Source organism: Halorubrum sp. DM2, assembly GCF_901686465.1.
In the GTDB taxonomy this organism is placed as follows: Archaea; Halobacteriota; Halobacteria; order Halobacteriales; family Haloferacaceae; genus Halorubrum.
Genome location: NZ_LR594487.1, coordinates 3,186,491 through 3,208,086, shown reverse-complemented (window position 1 = coordinate 3,208,086; position 21,596 = coordinate 3,186,491). Strand labels below are relative to the sequence as shown.

The following is a 21,596-nucleotide window of genomic DNA, read 5'->3' as shown; positions in this document are numbered from 1 at the left end:
CACGGCTCGCGGCCGCGGGCCACACGGTACCGAGGCTCCGGGTACCGGCAGTGGAACGGTCAGAATCTCAACGGTTCGCGAACGGAAGGGAGACGTTCGGTTTCTCGGTTCTCACGTCGCGGGCGGCCGCCCGGCCGTCGCGCCGTGAGCGGACCCCGATCTCAGGACTCCCGGTACAACAGGACCGCGAGGACGACGATCAACACGATTTGCGCGATCTTGTCGACAGCACCGTACGTTCCGATGTCGGCCGGGAACGAGTACGTCCCGGTGACGAAGTTGATGACGTACCATAAGACGATCTGTCCGCCGGTGAACGGGATTCCGAGCGCGTACGTCAGCCGGCGACGGTACCCGGCGATTATCGCCGTCACGCCCGCGCCGAAGCCTAGGGTCGCGACGAAAAAGGAGATACCCAACGCTCCCCCGACCTGTACCCCAAGAACGACGTGTACGATCCCGGACACGGTGGCGGCGACGATCCCGATCCAGTGGAGGGGGGTCAGCGATTCGGTGTCGACGCCGGCTTCGGAGTGTGACATGAACACGTGAAACACGGCCTCGCTCGGTTTATTTGTACCCCCTCGCCGCACCCGGGTTCGGCTTCGCGGGGGCTTTATGATTGACCGGTCCGTGCGATCGGTAATGCCACACCGTCTCAGTCGTCGGTCGCGGACGGGTGAGTCCCCGTGAGCGGTGGCGACACCGGACGCGCGGTAGAGTTCGTCGGCCCGGAGCGCGTCGACGTGGTCGCCATCGACGACCCCGTCCCCGCCCCCGACGAGGTGGTCGTCGAGGCGACGGTCTCGGCGGTCAGCGCGGGGTCGGAACTGCTCGCGTACCGCGGCGAACTCGACCCGGACACGGTCGCGGACGAGGAGCTGCCGTCCCTCGACGGCGACCTCTCGTACCCGCTCCGGTACGGATACGCGGCGGTCGGACGGGTGACAGCCGTCGGCGACGCCGTCGACCCGGCGTGGCGCGACCGGACCGTCTTCGCGTTCAACCCCCACGAGAGCCGGTTCGCGGTCTCGCCGGACGCACTCTATCCCGTTCCCGACGGGGTCGGCCCGGAGACCGCGACGCTGTTCGCGAACGCGGAGACCGCGGTCAGCCTGACGCTCGATGCCGCCCCCCGGATCGGCGAGCGCGTCGCGGTGTTCGGCGAGGGCGTCGTCGGACTGCTCACGACCGCGCTGCTGGCGCGGAGCGGCGCTGAGACCGTCGTCGCGGTCGAACCGAGAGAAGATCGACGGTCGCTCGCGGCCGAGTTCGGCGCGGACGCGGTCGTCGACCCGAGCCGACACGACGGGCGGGCGGGCGTCGTCGACGCGGTCCGCGAGCACACCGACGGCGTCGACCTCGCCGTCGAGGTGTCCGGCCGGCCGGAGACGCTGGAGACGGCGGTCGAGACCACCCGGTTCGACGGCCGCGTCGTCGTCGGGTCGTGGTACGGGACCAAGCGCGCCGACCTCGGCTTCGGCGACCACTTCCACCGCGGGCGGGTGACCGTTCGGAGCAGCCAAGTCAGCACCATCGCGCCTGAACTCCGCGGGCGCTGGGACCGCGAGCGCCGCCGCGAGACCGCCTGGCGCGAACTCCGGCGGCTCAACGACGACCTCGACGTCACGGACCGGCTCGTCACCGACCGCGTCCCCGTCGCCGACGCGCCGAGCGCGTACCGCCGGCTCGCGGACGAGCGAGACGCCACCCGCCAGATCCTGTTCACCTACCCATGTACGAACTGACCGTCACCGAGTCGTTCGTCGCACAGCACTTCCTCACCGTCCCGAACCCGCCGGCCGACGAGGCGACCCTCCATTCGCACGCCTTCACCGCGGAGGCGACGTTCAGCGGCCCCGAACTCGGCGAGTATGGCTACCTGCTCGACATCGACCTCGCTCGCGAGGCGCTGCGGGCCGCCGCCGACCGGTACCGCGACGAGACGCTCAACGACCGCCTCGACGGAAACCCGAGCGCCGAGCGGCTGGCCCGGGCGCTGTTCGACGCGCTCGCCGGCGTCGACGCCCCCGCCGCGACCGAACTGACCGTGACCGTCCACGAGGACGACGTCGCGCGCGTCTCGTACACGGGCGCGCTGGAGTGACGAGGATGCGCGTCGCCCTCGTGCTCGCCGGCGACATCGACGCCGAGTCCGGCGGCTTCTACTACGACCGCCGGCTCCGCGACCGCATCCGCGAGCGGGGCCACGCGGTCGAGGTGGTCTCGCTTCCCCGAGGCTCCTACCGGGAGCGCCTCGCGCCGAACCTCCGCGCCCGCCGGCTCACGGACCGGCTCTCGGGGTTCGACGTCGTCGTCGAGGACGGGCTAGCGCACCCGTCCGTGCTGCTCGCTAACCGCTCGCTCGACGCGCCGACCGTCGCTCTCGTCCACATGATCGCTTGGCGTGCGCGGGCGGCTCAGGGGGCGGCGGGAACAGACGCGGCCGGCCGGGTGCGCACCGAACTCGCCCGCCGAGGGGTCGCGGCGGTCGAGCGCCGCTTCCTCCGGGGGGTCGACGCCGCGGTGTACAACGCCGAGACGACCCGGCGGGACGCGGCCGGACTCGGCGGCCCGGACCGGAACATGGTCGCGCCGCCCGCCGGCGACCGGTTTGACCCGGTGGTCTCCGAGTCCGATATCCGGGAGCGGGCGGGCTCCGGGCCGCTGGAGGTGACGTTCCTCGGGAATGTCGTCTCCCGAAAGGGGCTGGACACGCTCGTCGACGGCGTCGCTCGGCTGGATCGAGATGCGGTCGACTGGCGGCTGACCGTCGTCGGCGACCGGACCGTCGCGCCGGAGTACGTCGAGACCGTCGAGCGCGCGATCGCCGCGGCCGGAGTCGACGACCGGGTCAGCTTCGTCGGCCGACTCGACGACGAGGCGGTCGCGGCGCGGCTCCGCGAGAGCCACGTCTTGGCAGTCCCCTCGCGGTACGAGCCGTTCGGGATGGTGTACCTGGAGGCGATGGGGTTCGGCTGCGTCCCGCTGGCGACGACCGCGGGCGGGGCCGGCGAGTTCGTCCGCGACGGCGAGTCCGGGGTCCTCGTCTCGCCCGACGACCCGCGAGCCGTCGCCCGGGCGCTCCGGGACCTCGACGACCGCGACCGGCTGGCCGAGATGGGCGTCGCCGCGCGCCGCGACTACGAGGCGCGGCCGGGGTGGCCACAGACGCTCGACCGCGCGGTCGATTTTCTGGCGGCGGAGGCGGGAAGCGGGGCGATCGCGGACGGGAAGACAGCTGCGGATGAGAGGACCCGGGGTGATAGCGCGTGACCGACCACGCCGCGTACCTCGACGCGAAGCGCGCGCTCGACGACCGCTCGCTGAACCGCACGGTCCTCGACCGGTTCGCCGCCGAGCTTCCGCCGGAGCCGGAGATACTGGAGGTCGGTGCCGGCACGGCGACGATGGTCGAGCGCCTCGCCGAGTGGGACGTGATCGAGGGCGGCCGGTGGGTCGCCGTCGACGCCCACGAGGAGGCGCTCGCCGCGGGCGAGGCGCGGGTCGGCGACGCGGTCGGCGGCGTCGACGTCGAGTACCGCGTCGCCGACGCGTTCGATTTCGCGCGCGACGCGGCGGCCGCGGGCCGACGGTTCGACGCGGTCGTCGGCTGCGCGTTCTTCGACGTGGTCGACGCCGCCCCCGCGGTCGACGCCCTCGCCGCGGTCGCTCCCGTCGCGTACGCGCCGATCACCTACGACGGCGAGACGCGCTTCGCGCCCCCCGATACGGACGACGACGCCGTCCTCGACCGGTATCACCGCCACATGCGGGAGTTCCGGCCCGGCGGTCCGGACGGCGCGGCGGCGCTGGCTCGCGCGGCGACCGTGATCGCCGAGGGACCGTCGCCGTGGACGATCGAACCGCCGTACGAGGCGGGCGAGCGGACGGTCCTCGCGCACCTGCTCGACACGGTCGAGGGCGCGGTCGACGAGACCGACTTCGACGCGAGCGACTGGGCGGACCGCCGGCGTGAGTCGCTCCGATCGGAGCGGCTGCGCTACGAGGCGGCGAACCGAGACCTGCTAGTCGAACTGGAGTGACACCGGAACTGCGAGCGCGTCGCAGTCACCGCTGTGTCGCGCGCCCCGGTCGAGTTCGCGGATCACGGCCCGATCGGCTCGGTCGGGAGCGGATCGGGGAGTCCCTCCAAGATCAGCGTCGTGTAGTGGAGGAACACCGCCAGCCCCGCCACCGACAGCAACAGGAGGAACAGCAGGACCAGCCGCTCGTCACTGCGGACCACCCCGGCGGTGTCCGCGAGGAACTCCCTCCGCCCGCGGCGCTCGGTCATCGGTCCAACGTTGCGGTCGCGGTCAATTAAAAGTAGTCGATAGCGCGGCCGAGACCGACGCTCAGTCGTCCGACGGCGACGGCCGGGACCGACTGAGCGGCTCCCCGTCGACCGGCTCGTCGGGGTTCGCCTCGACGGCGGCCTCGCTCAGCCCGAGCCGCGCGTCGACGTCGATGTCCTCGCGGACGTGGACGGTTCCCCGGTGGACCGCGATGGCGTCCGCGAGGTGGAGCCGGACCGCGTCGAGCAGCACGTCGGCCTCCAGCGGCTGCCCGCGCCGCTTGATCTCGGCGACGTCGGCATTCGGCGGCACGTCGAAGGCGCGCTGGGCGATCACCGGCCCCTGATCGAGGTCGGTGGTGACGTAGTGGGCGGTGACGCCCGCGATGCGGACGCCCGCGTCCTTCGCCTGCCGGTACGCCTCCGCGCCGGGGAACGCCGGCAGCAGCGAGGGGTGGACGTTGATGATCCGGCCCTCGTACCGGAAGACGACCTCGGGCGAGAGGATACGCATGTAGCGGGCCAAAGCGATCAGGTCCACGTCGTACTCGGCCAGCAGGTCGAGCAGGCGCTCCTCGTCGGTGTTCCCGTTGCCGTCGCCCACGTCGTAGAAGGGCTTGTCGTAGCGCTCCGCGAGCGACCGGAGGTCGCCGCGGTTGCCGATGACGACCGGGATCTCGGCCTCCTCGCCGTCGTCGGCGAGGTCACCGTTGGCCTCCGCCTCCAGCAGCACCTCGGGCGCGTGGGTCTCCTTCGTGACCAGCAACGCGATTCGGCGCGCGTCGCGGTCGCTCGGGAACCGGACCTGGATGTCCACGTCGAGTTCGCGGCCCAGTTCGGCGAGCGCGCGGCGGAGCTCCCCGCGGGAAGTCTCCATCTCCGCGGTGTCGACGCGGGTCGTCATGCGGAAGACGCCCTCGCGGACCGCCTGATCTAAGTCCTCGATGTTGATTCCCCGCTCGAACAGCAGGGAGGTGACCCGCGCGATGAGTCCGGTCTTGTCTCCTCCGACGACCGTGATCTCGGTCAATTCGCGGGTCATGCGACGATCACCTCCGCGGGTTCGAGCGGCTGCATACACCCTCCTCAACAGGCGGAGGGGTTTGCCCCTTTCGTTCCGCGCGGTCCCTGCCTCCCGCACGTTCGACCGATCTATATCCACGAACGTGTCTATACGAGGCGTTCCAAAACGGTTTTTACACACGACTCCGCACCAACGGACATGACCGACTACACGGCGACGGTGACGGTCCGGCTGAAGCGGGGCGTCCTCGACCCGGAGGCCGAGACGACCCAACAAGCCCTCGAACGGCTCGGGTTCGAACTCGACGACCTCCGCTCCGCGGATCGCTTCGAGGTCGACCTCGCCGCCGCCGACGCCGACGAGGCCGCCGATCGCGCCGGCGAGATGGCCGAGCGGCTGCTCGCGAACCCGACGATCCACGACTACGACGTGGCGGTCGCGGAGCGATGACGGTCGCCGTCGTCGAGACGACGCCGATCGTCACCGGCGCGGCGGTCGCGGCCGCCCACGCGAGGTGGTCGGCGTGACGGTCGCCGTCGTCCAGTTCGGCGGCTCGAACTGCGACCGCGACGCCGTCCGCGCGTTAGCGCACCTCGGGATCGACGCCGAGCGCGTCTGGCACGAGGACGGACTCCCCGAAGACACCGACGGGATCGTCCTCCCCGGCGGCTTCTCCTACGGCGACTACCTGCGCGCCGGCGCGATGGCCGCCCGCGACCCGATCATGGACGAGGTCCGCGCCGCGGCCGAATCGGGCGTCCCCGTCATCGGGATCTGTAACGGCGCGCAGATCGGCTCCGAGTCCGGCCTCACGCCCGGCGCGTTCACCACGAACGCCTCCGCTCGCTTCCAGTGTGAGCCGGTCCACCTGCGCGTCGAGCGCGCCGACACGCCGTGGACCGCCGCCTACGACGAGGGCGACGTGATCGAGGTCCCCATCGCCCACGGCGAGGGCCGGTTCGAGATCGGCGACGAGGCGCACGCAGACCTCGTCGCCGACGACCGCGTCCTCTTCCGCTACTGCGACGCCGACGGGAACGTCACCGACGCCGCGAACCCGAACGGCTCCACGGACAACGTCGCCGGCGTCCTCGGCGAGCGCGAGACGGTCGCCGTGTTGATGCCCCACCCCGAGCGCGCCACGCTTCCCGACCTCGGCCGCAGCACCGACGGCGCGGGAATCCTCGAAGCGTTCGCCTGAATCGATTCCCGGGTCAACTTCAGCTCACCGCGCTCGCGCAGCCTCTCCGGCGGACTCCGTCTCGGCGGCCGTCCTCTCGTCGACTCCGTCGCTCCCCTCGCGCTCCAGTTCGCGCTCCAACGCCCGCTCGAACTCCTCCTCCGCGAGTTCGCCCGCGGCGTACCGCCGTTGAAGGCGCTCGACCGGGGTCTCGTCGGGGTCACCCTCGTCCGGTCCGTCATCCGTCTCGCTCACGAGCAGCTTGATCCCGACGAGGCCCACGGCGATCAGCACCGAGACGGTGAACAGCGCGACGAGGGGAAACGCGAACATCCAGCCGCCCATCCCGCCCGCCATCCCCGAACCGGCCATCCCGCCCATCAGCGGCCCGACGGCGACGAAGTCGAACACAATCATGTGCGGTAGTTACATTTCTCCGATTAAATACTCAGCGGCCGTTGGCAGGTAGCGAGACCGCGCGTAGCCGTCCCGAGTCGACGAACCGCCGTCGGTTCGCTCGCCGACGTTCGGCAGCGAGGGGCGTGCCGCTCCCCCTACGACTTTTGCGCCCGGCAGCCGAATCGGTCAACGTGAACGCACGCCACATCGACCACGTCAACCTCCGGATCCCCGAAGACGGCGTCGACGACGCCCGCGAGTTCTACGGCGACGCGCTCGGCTTTGGGATCGAGGACGCGCTGTACGCGGCCGACGACAAGCCGTTCTTCGACGTGCGGCTCTCGGCGACGGCGGTGATCCACCTGTGGCCCACGGCCGAGTTCGAGCCGCCGACGCCGACGAACTACGACCACGTCGCGGTCGTCGTCGAGGAGTCGGTCGACGAGACAGCGACCGAACTCGCCGACGCGGGCGTCGAGGTCGAGAAGACGCTCGACTCGCCGCTCGGTGCGACCGGCGAGGCGGGCGCGGTGTACGTCCGCGACCCGTTCGGGTATCGAGTGGAGCTGAAAGCGCGGGTGTGAACGGGAACCGAGGCGAGGCCGCCCCGAACCCGTTCGCCCGCGCGAGCAACCATCGCCCCGACGCGGCGGTTTAAGAGTCCCGAGCGACAGGGGCGAGTATGAGCGAACAGCAGCCGAGATCCGACGACGACGAGCGGCGTCGCCGCCGGGAAGACACAGATCGATTCGCCGGGGGGAAAGACGAGGACCTGCGGAGCCGCGAAGTGACCGAGGGACCGGACAAAGCGCCGCACCGCGCGATGTTCCGGGCGATGGGGTTCGACGACGAGGACCTCTCGTCGCCCATCGTCGGCGTGCCGAACCCGGCGGCGGACATCACGCCGTGTAACGTCCACCTTGACGACGTGGCGGACGCCGCGCTCGACGGCATCGATGCCGCGGGCGGAATGCCCATCGAGTTCGGGACGATCACCATCTCCGACGCCATCTCGATGGGGACCGAGGGGATGAAGGCGAGCCTGATCTCGCGGGAAGTGATCGCGGACTCGGTCGAACTCGTCTCCTTCGGCGAGCGCATGGACGCCCTCGTGACGGTCGCGGGCTGCGACAAGAACCTCCCCGGGATGATGATGGCCGCGATCCGGACGGATCTGCCCAGCGTCTTCCTCTACGGCGGGTCGATCATGCCCGGGCAACACGACGGGCGCGACGTGACGATCGTCCAGGTGTTCGAGGGTGTCGGCACCTACGCGCAGGGCGACATGGACGCCGACGAACTCGACGACCTAGAGCGACACGCCTGCCCCGGAGCGGGCTCCTGCGGCGGGATGTTCACCGCGAACACGATGGCGTCGCTCTCGGAGGCGCTCGGGCTGGCCCCGCTCGGGTCCGCCTCACCGCCCGCCGAGGACGAGGCTCGCTACGCGGTCGCCGAGCGCGCGGGCGAACTCGCGATGGACTGTATCGAGAACGACCGCCGCCCCTCCGACATCCTCTCGCGGAAGTCGTTCGAGAACGCGATCGCCGCCCAGACCGCGATGGGCGGGTCGACGAACGCGGTCCTTCACCTGCTCGCGCTCGCCGGCGAGGCGGACGTCGACCTCTCGATCGAGGACTTCGATAAGATATCGCGCCGCACGCCGAAGATCGCGAACCTCCAGCCCGGCGGGACGCGGGTGATGAACGACCTCCACGAGATCGGCGGGGTTCCGGTCGTCCTCCGCCGCCTGCTTGAGGCCGACCTGCTCCACGGCGACGCGATGACCGTGACCGGGCGGACGCTCAAAGAGGAACTGGCCGAACTGGAGGCGAACGGCGACCTCCCGGACGAGGACGAAATCGAGGCCGACTTCCTCTACACCGTCGACGACCCGAAGGAGGAGGAGGGGGCGATCAAGATCCTCGACGGTAACCTCGCGCCGGACGGCTCGGTGCTGAAGGTGACCGGCGACGACGAGTTCTACCACGAGGGCCCGGCCCGCGTGTTCGAAAACGAGGAGGACGCGATGGAGTACGTCCAGTCGGGCGAGATCGAGTCCGGTGACGTGATCGTCATCCGGAACGAGGGGCCCCGCGGCGGTCCCGGGATGCGCGAGATGCTCGGCGTCACCGCCGCCGTCGTCGGCGCGGGCCACGAGGACGACGTCGCCCTCCTGACCGACGGCCGCTTCTCCGGCGGCACCCGCGGTCCCATGATCGGTCACGTCGCGCCCGAGGCCGCCGCGGGCGGCCCGATCGGGCTCATCGAGGACGGCGACCACATCACCGTGGACATCCCCGAACGCGACCTCACCGTCGACCTCTCCGACGAGGAGCTCGCCGCCCGGCGCGAGGAGTGGGAGGCCCCGGAACCGCCCTACGAGGGCGGCATTCTCGCGAAGTACGGTCGCGACTTTGCCTCCGCCGCCGACGGCGCGGTGACGAACCCGCGACTCACGCGAGACCTGTAACCGGGCACGAAGCTGTCGGAGCCGCCGGGAGCGTCCGTTTTTACTGAGGCTCAAAATTAACGATCTCGACGGCTCCTTTTCATCTACCGCTGTGGCGCGCGCCTCCGAGGCCGCATCGCGGCCGAGGAGCGCCGCGCGTGGTCGCCGGCGCGTAGCGCCGGCTGCCAGAGAATCCTCGATTCTCGCTGGAGTCGCTGGTCCCTCCGCTTCGCTCCGGGACCAGCGACAGGGCGAGAGCGAAGCTCTCGCTTGAAACCGGACGTAGTCCGGTGACGAGGCTGGGGAGGTGTGAGGCTGTGCGGTCCCGCGAGCGACCGGAGGGAGCGAGCGGGAGTACGGAAGTCGCAGCCCGCGCAGCGAACGTAGTGAGCGAGCAGGACCGTCTTCCGGTGGTGCGGGGCGGGACTCGAAGGGGCAGTCGCGAGGCGGGCGCAGGTGACGCAAGGACCGCAGGAAGGGAGCGAGCAGCGCGAGCGACCGACGAGGACCGCAGCGAACGTGCGCCCGCCTCGCGACTGGGGCTTCGGAGCGGTTCATGTCGATTAACGATTTATCAACAGGAACAGCTTCGTATAGCCGAGCGGCAGGGGCTTCGGTGGTGTTCACCGCCGCGAGACTCTCGGCCACGTACAACCGAGTGACCGGAACTTCGAGAACGTCTCCGTTTCTCACCGAGCCGCGATCAACGACCGAACGTCGGCTCCTCACTCACCTCGATTCTTATTGCGGGGAGCCGCCGTCCGTGACCGCGGTCTCGACGGACTCGGCACACCAGACGTTGCTCCGGCGGCCGGCACGCGAGAGCTCCATCCTGACCACCGACCCGACCGGTAGGTCCGCGACGCGCTCCCGGGCGTCCTCGTCGGCGTACTCGACGACGTGGTACGTCTCGTTGCGTGGATGGGCACGTACCGTGGTACATTCGTGATCGTTCTGCTCGGAGATGACGGTGTACGCGTTCGATTGTGACATCTTATTCCGTTATTCTTGGACATACTACTTCAAGTCTCCGTATATTCACTACAGTCGTGAGTCAGGTAGTAATACGGATATAAGGTGTACGAATGCCGAAACGATCAGTCGCCGTGCGTGGCCCGCGGCGACTGCGCCGCACGCTGCCCCGACCTCGTCACTCGCGGATCACCACGCCTATCTCCGATGGTCTCGGATCGCGGTCATGGAGCAAGACGACGAGGGGGTTGAAGGTTCCAGTTCGGACGCCGCCGGACAGACGGACCCGGACGCCGGCGGCGTGGCGCTGTTCGTCGACGGCCCGAACGTGTTGCGCGAGGAGTTCGACGTCGACCTCGACGACGTGCGCCGGGCGGCCGAGGCGGAGGGACCGCTGGTGACGACGCGGCTCTATCTCGACGAACACGCGACGCCGGGGCTGATTCAGGCCGCCGAGGCCCGCGGCTTCGAGGTCGTGATGACCAGCGGCGACGTGGACGTGAAGCTCGCGGTCGACGCCGCGCGGTTCGCGGCCGAGGGGCGGATGGAGACCCTCGCGATCGCCTCCCGCGACACCGACTTCAAGCCGGTCGTCGAGACCGCGAACGGCTACGGGATCCGAACGCTCGCTATCGCGCCCGGCGAGTTCGGGCGCTCGGACGCGCTCCGCAACGCCGCCAACGGGTCGGTGACGCTCGACGGCGACGAGAGCGATGTAACCGAAGACAGCGGTGAGACGGATACCGAATCGGCTTGGCACCGGTAGCGATCGAGTGATATCGTCCGCGGCTATTTATAAGCGAACGGCGACTCCGCTGGGACCGTCTCCAAAGCTCTAGCCGCTCGTTTATTCGTCACGGCTACCGCGCAGCACACCACCGAAGCCCCAGCCGCGAGAACATCCGAAAGACGGTCGCCTCGCTTCGCTCGGCGCTGCGTCTTTCGTGGTCCCGTTCGCTTCCGCTCGCGGGACTCGTGGCAGCGAGACCCTACGCGTCCGGCCACTTGATCGAGCAGCCCCGAGACGGGCGGTCGGGGATCTCGACTTCCTCACCTGCGAGAACGGCGTCGACCGCGTCGCGAACGTAGAACTCCGTCGCCTCATCGTCGGGGTTGAGCGCGTCGTCGAGCCGGCCGTGGTAGCGCAGCCGCCACTTCCTGTCCTCGCGGCCGAAGAGGAACGGGTCGGGCGTACACACCGCGTCGTAGGCGGCCGCGACCTCCGCGGTCTCGTCGCGCAGGTACGCGTCGTACGCGACCGTGCCGTCCGCGACGGCCTCGCGCATCGCCTCGAAGGAGTCCTCCGGGTACTCGTCGGCGTCGTTGGGGTTGATCCCGACGACGGCGAGGTCGTCGTACTCGACCGCCAGATCGTTCAGCAGGTCGATTTTCGCCTTCGCGTACGGGCAGTGGTTACAGGTGAAGACGACGAGCAGCGCGTCCGTCTCGAAGTCGTCGAGCGCGTACGTCTCCCCGTCCGCGCCGGGTAGTTCGAAGTCGGGCGCTACGTCGCCGCGGTCGAGTTCGGACTCGGATTCGGTCTGGACCATGTCGCTCCGGGCTACGGCGGCGAGCGGAAAAGGCGTTGCGCGCTCAGTACTCGACCGCGTCGGAGTATCGGTCCAAGACGAGCACGAGTGCGGCACCGCCGATCGCCGCCAGCGCGAACCGCGGCGCGGCCGCCCGCCACGACTCGGCGCTCTCCGCCAGCCGGGTCGATGTCTCGACGAGCGGCGCGCGGAGCGCGCCGACGATCAGGCTCACGAGGAAGGCGAGCGTCGCGGTGCGTGCCCGGGAAAGCGCGTAGCGGACCGCGTGCGCGATGGTGAACAGTCCGCAGACGCCTCCGACGAGGAAGACGGCGACGGGCGGTAGCGTCTCGACGAGTGCGTCGGACCCGTTCCCGACGGCGAGCGCGCCGACCCCGTCGACGAACCGACTCACGACGCCGGACATGTACTCGTACTGGCCGAGGACGACGAGCAGCAGCGAACCGGAGACGCCCGGCAGCACCATCGCGCTGACCGCGACCGCGCCCGCGAGGAACACGAGCGGCAGCGGGCTTCCGAGTCCCGTCGAGCCGACCCCGGAGGCGAGGAACGCCAGCGTGAACCCCCCGGCCGCGGCGACCTTCCGGCGCGGCGTTCCGAGGTCGACGTCGCCGAGCAGGGCCGCGGCGCTGGCGGCGATCAGCCCGAAGAAGAAGCCGTACGTCGCGACGGGCCGCGTCGCAAGTAGGTAGTTCACCCCGCTCAACACGGCGATGACCGCGGTACCGATACCGGCCCCCAACACGAGCAGGAACGCGCCGTCGACCTCGCGGAACGCGGCCCGCGCGTCCGCGAGGTTCCCCGGCCGAACCCCCGCCAGCACGCGGCGTACTCGACCGGGATCGATCGCCGTGACGGCCGCGATCAGCCGCTCGTAGATGCCGACGATGAGCGCGATGGTCCCGCCCGAGACGCCGGGCACCGCGTCCGCGCTCCCCATGGCGACGCCTTTCAGGTACAGCGTCAGCCACTCGCGTCGGTCGTCCATACGTCGAGAATAGTGTGGCGGTAGTTAACAGCCCGGAATTACGCGCTCGCGTCCCCGGTCGCCGTCGTCGCGCTCGTGGCGTCGACCGCCGTTACCGGCTCCGCCGCGCCGAGCACGCTCGCGCTGTCGGTCGAGTTCGTCGTGTTACCGCTGTCGCCGCCGTCGCCGCCCTCGCTCCCACTATCGACAGGACACGCCGGGTCGCCGCTCGGGCAGTCGACGATCCGTTCTTCGAGTTCGACCGTCGCCGCCGTGTCGTCCTCACCGACGACCTGCCCTTCGGTCACCTCGACCTGTCCGAACTGCTCGGTGGTGTACAGGTCCTCGCCCGTCGTCTGCGCGGTGCTGACGTTGTACGGACCGGTCGCGCGGACGCTCGTGTTCGTGTACCCGTTCTCGGGTCCGAACTCGTCGTAGCCCGTCGTCGAGTACGGGAGCGTGAGTTCGAACTCGCCGTTTTCGTCCGCCGTCGCGTACTGCGTGTACTCGAACGTCTGCCCGTTCAGTTTCCGCATCTCGACGGTCGCCTCGACCTCCTGACCGGGTGCCGCGCCCGACCCCTCGACGGTCGCGCCCGGCACGCGCTCGAACGTCTTGACGAAGTCGTCGCTGAACGCGCCGAACAGCGACTCGCCGAACGTCGCCTGGAGGTCGACGCCGAACCGCTGGGCGAGTATCTGTGCCTGCTGTGCGTACGGCGAGCGTCCGGGTGCCTGCGTGGCGTGAACCAGCCGGTAGTGTTCGAGCGCCTCGACGCGCTCGGTGGGCACGCCCATGACGCCCCCGACCTGCGCCGAGCCGTCCTCCTCGGCGTACGAGCGGGCGGCCGAGAGGTTGTCGAACCGCTGGACCGGCTGTCCCTCGCTCGGGAGGACCTTGATGTCGACCTGTTCGCCCGACTGGGTCTGGGCCGTCTGCGGCTCCCAGTCCAACACGACCGGGTCCGGCTCGACCGCGCTCCCGTAGTGCTGGTAGAGCCGGATCATCTGGCTCTCGTGGTAGCGCTGCGTCCGCGTCTGGAGGGCGGCCCGGAGCCCGCCCTGCTGGCCGTTCTGGCCCTGGACCCGTTCGTACAGCAGCTCGTTGAAGTCGCGGACCGTCTCGTTGCCGCTGTAGAAGGTGACCGGCGCGTTGAACTTGGAGTTCGGCGACGCCATCTGCCAGTCGACCATCACGTAGCGAGTCTGGTTGCCCTCGTCGCTCTGGCTCGCGAGCACCTCGGCCGCCTGCTGTTCGCTCGGTGCGAGCAGGTAGTCGGCCGCTTCGCCGGCGTTCTGCTGGAACGGATTGGCGTTCGGGATGCGCTCGGCGCGGGTGGTGATCCAGTGGCCGTAGTCCCACCACGACTGGACGCCGTACGCGCCGTCGGGGTAGTCGAAGTCGCCGTCTGCGGGCCGCTCGTAGGTGGTGTACGGATCCATCGCGTTGTCCGCGCCTCCGAGCTCGCCCGGCTGAGGCGTCTCGTCGTTCATCCACTGGAGGCTCTCGTCCCACTGGACGACGCTGCCCGGTTGACTGGAGTTCCCGGCGGTCCAGACCGGCGTGGCGACGCCGACGAGCGGGACGAGGAGGATCGCGAGCACGGCGAGTACGGTCAGCACCTGCCAGCCCTCGACGTTTTTGACCGCGTCGAGAGACGTGAGATCGAGGGCATCGAACGCGACCTGGAGGAAGTACGCCGTGCCGACCGCGACGACGACGGCGAGGTAGTAGTTGAAGCGGGTCTGGGTGAACGCCGCGCTCCCGATGAACGCCGCCCACACGACGAAGTACAGCTCCTCGGCGTCGTACTCGACGAGGAACGTCGCCCCGACGAGGAACGCCGCGGCGAGGACGAGCCCGACCACCTGCCAGTCGAGGCCGACGACGCCGCCGACCGCGCCGTACGCCTGCGGGACCGCGTAGACGGAGCCGACCACGGCGAGCGCGGCCGGGATGTACAGCGTGTGATTGGTATCGTCGGAGCGGTACAGCGGGCGCGCGAGGATGTAGAGGACCGCTGCGAGCGCGAGGAAGAAGGCGAGCCCGTACTGCGAGAGCACGAAGTTCGTGAACGTGGCGTCTTGGAGCGGCGGGCCGCCCTCGCCGATGGTGCGGAAGGTGGCGCTGGAGCTGAATCCGACGAAGTTGAGGAGGTTTCCGGTGAGCGTCGACCACAGCGACGGAATGGCGAGCCAGACGACGCCGGCCGACGCGAGGATGAGTCCGCCGACGGTCGGTGGGTACGTGGAAACGTCGAGGTTGCGTGCCTCCCACTCGCGGGCGAGCCACGCGAGGAAGACGGCACCGACCGCGACGCCGAGCGGGAGGACGACTTGGAGGAGCGAGTATGACGTCGTCCCGAAAGAGAAGTCGTTGAGCGGAATCAGCTGCATCACGGCCGTAACCGTCATCGCGACCGCGCCCGCGAAGGCGACTGGCTCGGGGCTCCGGCCGTGGGAAACGTCGCTCGTGAGCTTCACCGCGAGGTAGATACCGGTGATGCCGACGAGGAGGATACCCGGCTGCCACGTCCAGATGTAGAGTCCGAGTGCGACGCCGGCTGCCGCGGCGTACGAGACGGGGCGTTTCAGGGCCTCGACGTCGCGGTCGACGACGAGTTCCCAGACGGGCTTTTCGCGCTCCGCGACGGCGAAGGCGACGAGGAACGCGAGGACGGCGATACTCTGGAAGAGCACCTCGGCCGCGCTGTGGTCGGGGAATCCGACGAGCGAGTAGCTGAAGAACGTTCCGGGGAGGAGCGCGAGGACCAAGGCTCCGCCGAGCGCAGCGACGCGGCCGGCAAAGCGCCGCGCGATGAAGTACGTCGGGATCGCGACGAGTGCGCCCGCGATCGGGGCCATGACGAGCATGACCTCCTCGGTGCTGCCCATGATGGGGCGGGCGATCCAGACGCCCACCGCCATGATGTGGTCCCAGAGCGTTCCGAACTGGCCGGCGGTTCGGCCGAACGGGAATCCCGTGTATGGATCGAACGGGAGCGTGTTCGGCCAGTTCTCCATGAGATACGTCGTCTCGCGGAGGTGATACCACGGGTCGTTGCCCCGGAAGTACACCTCGCCGTTTCGAACGAAGTTGCCGTACGACCGGAGGCGAGTCCACAGCATGAAGGCCACGGCCCCGAGGAGGAGCGGGACGTGGTACCACCGTTTGAGGACGTCGAGGGGAGCGTCTCCCCCGTCCTCGTCGGTGTCTGTTTGCGCGCTCATTGTACGTGGTGAACACCAAAACCTCCATAAGGCTTGTTATATACCGCCCGACGACGGGTTCAGAATCCTTATTGATCCGGGCGGAAAACTCGGCGTCAATGAAGGTCTCCGTCGTCGTCTGTACGTACACGATGGAGCGCTACGACGTGTTTACAGAGGCCGTCGAGAGCGCGCTCGCGCAAATGTACGATCCGATCGAGGTTGTGTTGGTGATCGACGGAAATCCCGAGGTGTACGAACACGCGGTCGACGACTTCGGTGATCACGAGAACGTCGTGATTCACGACAACAACGAGAATCGTGGGATTTCGTTCAGCCGGACGAAGGGCGCGGAGCTGGCCTCGGGCGAGATCGTCGCGTTCATTGACGACGACGGCGTGGCCGAGGAGGACTGGATCGCGAACCTTGTTACGGTGTACGAGGAGACGGACGCGATCGCTGTTGGCGGTGACGTACGGCCGAACTGGCAGGGTGAGCGACCGGAGTTCTTCCCCGAAGAGTTCTACTGGTTGGTGGGGTGTGTCGAGCCTGGGTTCGCCGAGGACGGTGAGGAGGTTCGGAACACGTACGGATCTAACATCTCCTACAGGCGCGAGGCGTTTCTTGAGGTCGGTGGGTACGACCCGAACACGGGTCGAAAGGGAGACAAGCACCTACAGGCTCACGAGGCCCCAGTCGGGATTCGGCTACTGGAGGAGTTTGGCCGGGGAATGGTGTACACTGAAGACGCCATTGTACACCACACGCTGTTTGAGTACCGGGGGGAGTTCCGATGGCTGGTGTCGCGATCGTTCTGGCAAGGGTACTCCAAACGCGTGATGGATCTTTTGTACCCAGATGCGCCCGATGCCAAGGGCGATTACCTCAAGTGGTTACTGACAGACCGGGTGCCACGCCGGTTAGAGGGGCTCGTTCGGTCGCCGTCGATCGCGGCGGTAGCACAGCTCGGCGCGATTGGAGTGTTTACCGCGGCTGTCGGGTTGGGGTACTTATATGGGACTGTGACCCCGGACCTGATCAAGAAGGCAAACGCCTGACTACAGGTTCACTTCACTAAAATCGCCAACGTTCAGTTTTGACGGAGTTCCTCCGACCTCTGAGTTGTTCCCGACGATCGTCTCTGAAGGGTTAACGTCCGAGAGCTTCGAATTCGTACCGACGATCGTGTCTCGAACTCGGCTATCAATGACGGTCGCTTCATCGTCGATACTTACGTACTGCCCGACGACGCTCCCCTCGATACTCACACCACTTCCGATATCGACCGGCGGGATAACGACGGATTTGTTGCCTGTATGCGTCTTATTTCCAGGTGTGGACTCAAGCAGACCCTATTCGCTTATAGCAGCGTTTCCGGGCGTCCACAGCCGTACCAATCCCCTACTTCGAACGTTCAGAACTCCGCGTCCAACTCGAGCATTCGCTGAAGCGCATCCGTCAGTTGGTACTCGTCTCCTGCGCCGCGTACTCGTCGTCAATGAAGTAACTAATCGCGTCAAACAGGCCGTCCATGTCTTCAATAAAGTAGATCCCGCTGATCGCAAGATTTGAGTCCGGATTATCCGGCTTCTCCTCAAGTTCGGCGATCTCGTCTCCATCAGGTGTCACAATGTCGTAGTCCGATGGCACATCGACACGCTTCACGCCGATGCTTCTGTCGACATCACCGAGCGACTGGTGAGATTTATAGAAGCTCTCGTAACCATCTTCAAAAAGCATGTCCCCAAGCAGGATACACATGGACTCGTCGTCGAAATAATCTCGCGCTTAGTAGATACAGTGTCCAAGATCTTCAGTGTGTTCCTGCTCGGCGTACTCCACGTTTAGGTCGGCAGCGTATGCGTCGTCCACGTACTCGATTACGTGGTCTTTCATCACACCGACGATAATGACGACATCGTCGACCGAGGAGTCAACAAGCCCGTCAAGGATATGTCCGAGAATCGGTTTTCCGGCGACACGCACCATCGGTTTCGGCTTCGTACGTGTTTGGGGTAAACTCTTGTCCCCTGGCCTGCTCTAACTTCGGTTTTACTTTCGAAATACATTTGCGACGTACTGAGGATCGTATGTTATGGCCGTCAATTTCTCTAGTTGGGTATCTGAAAGTGCTCAACGAATCCGTGACAACAGTTTACGGGGGGTCGCTGAGAGCCTGTATCACGTATATGTCGGTTTGCTTTTGTATGTCAGCACATATTTTGACATCGGAACCAACGTTTTTAAACGGAATTGGGATGTTCTCATCGTGCTTGATGCCTGTAGAGTCGATGCTTTGCGGGCAGTACAAGATGAATACGAGTTTCTTGAGAATATCGAGACGACGTGGTCTGTCGGTAGCACAACCGTTGAGTGGATGTCTCTAACATTTCGTGACACATTCCGCTCAGAAATATCGGAGACTGCGTACGTGAACGGCAACGTTCAATTTGAAAAGGTGTTCCAAGAACGACGAGCACCGCCGCACGCAAACGCCGCTCCGTTTCACCCTTCCTTCGAAACGTATGGTCTCGTCAACGAATCTGAGTTCGACTACATAGACCCCGTATACGAATACGCATTTGACGACGATCTCGGAGTTGTACCGCCACAAAGTATGACTGACCGTGCGGTTGACGTTTGGCGTAACGAGTCCCCACAGCGACAGATCGTCCATTATCTTCAACCACACGAGCCATATATTGGTGTAGACGATCCCCCCGAACACGCACTACAAAAGCTAGGATCTGGAGATATCGACCGTGACCAAGTATGGGACTGTTATCTCGATACGCTCCGGTTGGTCCTCGACGAAGTCGAGTTACTCTTAGAAAACTTGGACGCAGAGACTGTCGTCATAACTGCTGACCATGGAGAGGCGATGGGTGAGTGGGGATTCCATTCACACAATATTGGCTGTCCTCACCCTGTTGTTCGGAAGGTTCCGTGGGTAACGACCACCGGCGTCGATACGCAGACATATGAGCCGTCTCTGGAGCCCAAGTCAGATGCTGAACTGGATACGCAGTCTCAACTTGAACACCTTGGTTATCTATAATAATTCAGCGGACTTACTGAACGTATCCTTTTACTGAGCATGGGAACACTTTTGACTCGATCGCCAGTACGCTACTTTCACGACAACAACTGAGATCCTTTCCGAATTTATGCCACCAGAGACAGACATTCGGCCCCTTCTTGTGAACGCGTCAGACACCGGGGGCTCGGCAACGGCGACGAAACGAATCCACCGGGCGCTTAGATCAATTGGCGTGGAATCCCGAATGCTGGTTCAGGAGAAATCCACGAACGACGGAACGATAGTCGGGCCTTCCTCGAAGATCGAGACGGCTTGGAGCCTTGCTCGCCCACACGTGGACATGCTCCCGTTGCGGTTTTACGGCCAGAAGAGCGGATTTACAGTGAACTGGCTTCCCGAGCGAATGAACGAACGGATCGAGGAGATCGATCCAGATCTGGTTCACCTCAACTGGATGGGACGTGGAGCGATGTCGACACGGTCGATCGGCCAGATCGACCGACCGATAGTCTGGCGGTTCCCCGATATGCACGCGATGACCGGCGGATGTCACTACGCGGCCGACTGTGACGGGTTTGAGAACAAGTGTGGTTCCTGTCCGCAACTCGATAGCGAGTCCGACGTGGATCTGTCTCGATTCAACTGGCTCCGAAAGGATTATTATTGGGACGACCTCAATCTGACCGTCGTCACGCCGAGCACGTGGCTCGCCGAGGAGGCCGAACGCAGCTCGTTGTTCGGCGATCACCGTATCGAGGTCATCCCGAACGCGCTCGACACCGACGTGTACAGACCACGGGACAGTTCGCTCGGTCGAGAGCTGTTCGGGCTTCCGGAAGACAAGCGGCTCGTGTTGTTTGGTGCCGTCGACCCGATGGGTGACCATCGAAAGGGAGCGGATCTGCTACAAGAGGCGCTTCAGGAGATCTCTGGCGATCTCGAAGACGTGGAGCTGGTGATATTCGGATCCGAGGAACCGGACGATCCCCCGGACTTCGGGTTTCCGACGAACTACGTGGGATACCTCCACGATGATCCGAGTTTAGCGTTGCTGTATAGTGGCGCTGACGTGATGGTCGTTCCGTCGAGATACGAAGGGTTCGGACAGACGGTGTCGGAGTCGCTAGCGTGTGGGACGCCCGTGGTGGCGTTCGACGCGACGGGGCCGCGAGACATCGTGGATCATCGGGAGACGGGCTGGTTGGCAGAGCCGTACGATGCGGCTGAGTTGGGGGTGGGAGTGAAATGGGTGCTGGCGTCGGATCGAAAAGAACTGGCGGCGACGGCTCGGGAACGGGCTGTCAAACAGTATGAACAGCGAGGTGTGGCGGGGAGATATCTTGACCTGTACGAGTCGCTAGTGTAAATCTGTGTGTTAATTACTTACTATTCATAGAATGTGTGATAGTAATATTGTTAACAAGTGATCGCATGCGCTCCCAAATTGGGTAGACTATTGGGTGAACCTTCCAGCGACCGGGTCGCAGTCGGTGAAATGACTGATCATAATCCCTGTCCACCACGATATAATCGGGATGGTTCAATGGGAAGTCCATAGAATATACAGGGGTACCGGCAAACGGCGAGTCCTCATCACTCGTATGGGTTGCCCCTTCGCCGAATCCAATGTTTGCAATCAGATTTCTGGATGGGACGATTGATAGCCCTGAATTTATATGTCGGGTAAATGCCCACTGGTAGTCCCACGTTTCGTTGTTTCCCTCATACGTCTCGCGGTATACACGCTTTAGATGGTTGTACTGCCATTGATCGCCAATAAGATCCTGAACTCTATCCTTGGCATTGGGATCAGCCCATAGTTCCATATCCGGATCGTACATATCCCAGTACTTGCTCCACGTTGCCCATCCCCAGATACCTCCATTATATGAAAAGTGGTAATCTTGCCCGTTGTCACGCCACGTGCCAAGTTGGTTTCGACCCGTGATTTCCATGATTCGTTCGTCGTCTTGATATCGCCTAAGTAGTGTCTGGCAGAAGTTGAAGAACGTTGGATCTGGAACAGTATCATCTTCAAGGATGATAGCACGTTCCACGGTATTGAATACATACTCAAGACCGGTCACGAACCGCTGTTTAATGCCGAGATTCGTACTTGCGTAGAGTCGCTTAACGTCGCAACTCCATGTGATATCTTCAACAACAGCGCGTGCGGCCTCCGTCCGCTCTCGGTCAGACTCGTCGGCTGGGCCATCGGCAACAATGAACAACTGCGAGGGCTTTGCATCTGTAATCCGATCGAAAACACGAGCTGTGTATTCAGGACGATTATAAATAAAAAACACGACAGGAGTAGAGAGGGTGAATGTACCAGACATACACCATATATGTCCTCTGAACAAAAATACATTACGAAGTATTAGAATATCCAATCCACTAGTTTTTTCATCGTAAATATTGTTTAACGACCATGCCTGACACCATCCTTATACAAGGAGATTCCCTTGCCCTCCCTCGAGAGGAAGTTCAATACAAGGAAACATGG

22 protein-coding genes and 1 pseudogene are annotated in these 21,596 nt (G+C 65.5%); 12 read left to right on the top strand and 11 right to left on the bottom strand.

What is annotated here, in order from left to right; all coding sequences use genetic code 11:
• Positions 1 to 161: 161 nt before the first annotated feature.
• Positions 162 to 542: a DUF7475 family protein gene (locus QOL69_RS16075; protein ID WP_283404000.1), complete on the bottom strand. Its 381-nt coding sequence runs from the start codon at positions 540 to 542 to the stop codon at positions 162 to 164.
• A 147-nt stretch (positions 543 to 689) separates the two neighbouring features.
• On the opposite strand from QOL69_RS16075, the gene QOL69_RS16070 reads away from it, so the two are divergent.
• The 4 genes from QOL69_RS16070 to QOL69_RS16055 are packed head-to-tail and all read left to right on the top strand — an operon-like array spanning position 690 to position 4,046.
• Complete coding sequence (locus QOL69_RS16070) at positions 690 to 1,748, top strand: zinc-dependent alcohol dehydrogenase (protein WP_283403999.1); 1,059 nt, start codon at positions 690 to 692, stop codon at positions 1,746 to 1,748.
• A complete protein-coding gene (locus tag QOL69_RS16065) occupies positions 1,736 to 2,107 on the top strand; it encodes a 6-pyruvoyl trahydropterin synthase family protein (RefSeq protein WP_283403998.1) in 372 nt (123 codons plus the stop codon). Before QOL69_RS16070 ends, QOL69_RS16065 begins: the two co-directional genes overlap by 13 nt.
• Positions 2,108 to 2,112: 5 nt before the next feature.
• Positions 2,113 to 3,276, top strand: coding sequence for a glycosyltransferase family 4 protein (locus QOL69_RS16060; protein ID WP_283403997.1), 1,164 nt, complete (start codon positions 2,113 to 2,115; stop codon positions 3,274 to 3,276).
• Positions 3,273 to 4,046 carry a class I SAM-dependent methyltransferase gene (locus QOL69_RS16055; protein ID WP_283403996.1) on the top strand — a complete coding sequence of 258 codons (774 nt, stop codon included), beginning with the start codon at positions 3,273 to 3,275 and terminating at the stop codon, positions 4,044 to 4,046. Before QOL69_RS16060 ends, QOL69_RS16055 begins: the two co-directional genes overlap by 4 nt.
• 62 nt (positions 4,047 to 4,108) lie before the next feature.
• Here the strand turns inward: QOL69_RS16055 and QOL69_RS16050 are convergent, their stop codons facing one another.
• A complete protein-coding gene (locus QOL69_RS16050) occupies positions 4,109 to 4,297 on the bottom strand; it encodes a hypothetical protein (protein WP_283403995.1) in 189 nt (62 codons plus the stop codon).
• Positions 4,298 to 4,358: 61 nt separating this feature from the next.
• On the bottom strand, positions 4,359 to 5,339 hold the full coding sequence (locus tag QOL69_RS16045) for a formyltetrahydrofolate deformylase (protein ID WP_283403994.1): 981 nt from the start codon (positions 5,337 to 5,339) through the stop codon (positions 4,359 to 4,361).
• 180 nt (positions 5,340 to 5,519) lie between these two features.
• On the opposite strand from QOL69_RS16045, the gene purS reads away from it, so the two are divergent.
• A complete protein-coding gene (purS, locus tag QOL69_RS16040; RefSeq protein WP_283403993.1) occupies positions 5,520 to 5,771 on the top strand; it encodes a phosphoribosylformylglycinamidine synthase subunit PurS in 252 nt (83 codons plus the stop codon).
• Between the two features lie 73 nt (positions 5,772 to 5,844).
• Positions 5,845 to 6,522, top strand: coding sequence for a phosphoribosylformylglycinamidine synthase I (gene purQ, locus QOL69_RS16035; RefSeq protein WP_283403992.1), 678 nt, complete (start codon positions 5,845 to 5,847; stop codon positions 6,520 to 6,522).
• A 24-nt stretch (positions 6,523 to 6,546) separates the two neighbouring features.
• Here purQ and QOL69_RS16030 read toward each other — a convergent pair whose 3' ends face one another.
• Entirely contained in the window at positions 6,547 to 6,918 is a 372-nt protein-coding gene (locus QOL69_RS16030) for an SHOCT domain-containing protein (protein ID WP_048078072.1), read from the bottom strand.
• Positions 6,919 to 7,091: 173 nt separating this feature from the next.
• Here QOL69_RS16030 and QOL69_RS16025 point away from each other — a divergent pair, with 173 nt between their 5' ends.
• On the top strand, positions 7,092 to 7,484 hold the full coding sequence (locus QOL69_RS16025; RefSeq protein ID WP_048078073.1) for a VOC family protein: 393 nt from the start codon (positions 7,092 to 7,094) through the stop codon (positions 7,482 to 7,484).
• 98 nt (positions 7,485 to 7,582) lie between these two features.
• The gene (gene ilvD, locus QOL69_RS16020) at positions 7,583 to 9,373 is read left to right on the top strand and encodes a dihydroxy-acid dehydratase (protein WP_283403991.1); all 1,791 of its coding nucleotides are present in this window, start codon (positions 7,583 to 7,585) and stop codon (positions 9,371 to 9,373) included.
• A gap of 720 nt (positions 9,374 to 10,093) precedes the next feature.
• On the opposite strand, the gene QOL69_RS16015 is transcribed toward ilvD, so the two are convergent.
• Positions 10,094 to 10,345, bottom strand: coding sequence for a DUF7999 family protein (locus QOL69_RS16015; RefSeq protein WP_048078075.1), 252 nt, complete (start codon positions 10,343 to 10,345; stop codon positions 10,094 to 10,096).
• A 205-nt stretch (positions 10,346 to 10,550) separates the two neighbouring features.
• Between QOL69_RS16015 and QOL69_RS16010 the strand changes: the two genes are divergently transcribed.
• The gene (locus tag QOL69_RS16010; RefSeq protein WP_283403990.1) at positions 10,551 to 11,090 is read left to right on the top strand and encodes an NYN domain-containing protein; all 540 of its coding nucleotides are present in this window, start codon (positions 10,551 to 10,553) and stop codon (positions 11,088 to 11,090) included.
• Between the two features lie 223 nt (positions 11,091 to 11,313).
• Here QOL69_RS16010 and QOL69_RS16005 read toward each other — a convergent pair whose 3' ends face one another.
• The 3 genes from QOL69_RS16005 to QOL69_RS15995 are packed head-to-tail and all read right to left on the bottom strand — an operon-like array spanning position 11,314 to position 16,071.
• On the bottom strand, positions 11,314 to 11,874 hold the full coding sequence (locus QOL69_RS16005; protein ID WP_048078077.1) for a thioredoxin family protein: 561 nt from the start codon (positions 11,872 to 11,874) through the stop codon (positions 11,314 to 11,316).
• Between the two features lie 43 nt (positions 11,875 to 11,917).
• The gene (locus QOL69_RS16000) at positions 11,918 to 12,862 is read right to left on the bottom strand and encodes a DUF368 domain-containing protein (RefSeq protein ID WP_283403989.1); all 945 of its coding nucleotides are present in this window, start codon (positions 12,860 to 12,862) and stop codon (positions 11,918 to 11,920) included.
• Between the two features lie 38 nt (positions 12,863 to 12,900).
• On the bottom strand, positions 12,901 to 16,071 hold the full coding sequence (locus tag QOL69_RS15995; RefSeq protein WP_283403988.1) for an oligosaccharyl transferase, archaeosortase A system-associated: 3,171 nt from the start codon (positions 16,069 to 16,071) through the stop codon (positions 12,901 to 12,903).
• 98 nt (positions 16,072 to 16,169) lie between these two features.
• Between QOL69_RS15995 and aglG the strand changes: the two genes are divergently transcribed.
• Positions 16,170 to 17,108 carry a glucosyl-dolichyl phosphate glucuronosyltransferase gene (gene aglG, locus QOL69_RS15990; protein ID WP_283403987.1) on the top strand — a complete coding sequence of 313 codons (939 nt, stop codon included), beginning with the start codon at positions 16,170 to 16,172 and terminating at the stop codon, positions 17,106 to 17,108.
• Here the strand turns inward: aglG and QOL69_RS15985 are convergent, their stop codons facing one another.
• On the bottom strand, positions 17,109 to 17,318 hold the full coding sequence (locus QOL69_RS15985) for a hypothetical protein (RefSeq protein WP_283403986.1): 210 nt from the start codon (positions 17,316 to 17,318) through the stop codon (positions 17,109 to 17,111). It lies immediately after the preceding gene.
• Between the two features lie 190 nt (positions 17,319 to 17,508).
• Positions 17,509 to 18,039, bottom strand: a pseudogene (locus QOL69_RS15980) (sugar phosphate nucleotidyltransferase).
• Between the two features lie 280 nt (positions 18,040 to 18,319).
• Between QOL69_RS15980 and QOL69_RS15975 the strand changes: the two are divergent.
• Together QOL69_RS15975 and QOL69_RS15970 are read left to right on the top strand one after the other, a co-directional pair.
• Entirely contained in the window at positions 18,320 to 19,108 is a 789-nt protein-coding gene (locus QOL69_RS15975) for a sulfatase-like hydrolase/transferase (RefSeq protein WP_283403985.1), read from the top strand.
• A gap of 109 nt (positions 19,109 to 19,217) precedes the next feature.
• Positions 19,218 to 20,456 (top strand): glycosyltransferase family 4 protein, encoded by a 1,239-nt coding sequence (locus QOL69_RS15970; RefSeq protein WP_283403984.1) that lies wholly within the window; start codon positions 19,218 to 19,220, stop codon positions 20,454 to 20,456.
• A gap of 13 nt (positions 20,457 to 20,469) precedes the next feature.
• Here QOL69_RS15970 and QOL69_RS15965 read toward each other — a convergent pair whose 3' ends face one another.
• Positions 20,470 to 21,429 (bottom strand): glycosyltransferase family protein, encoded by a 960-nt coding sequence (locus QOL69_RS15965; RefSeq protein ID WP_283403983.1) that lies wholly within the window; start codon positions 21,427 to 21,429, stop codon positions 20,470 to 20,472.
• Positions 21,430 to 21,596 lie beyond the last annotated feature (167 nt).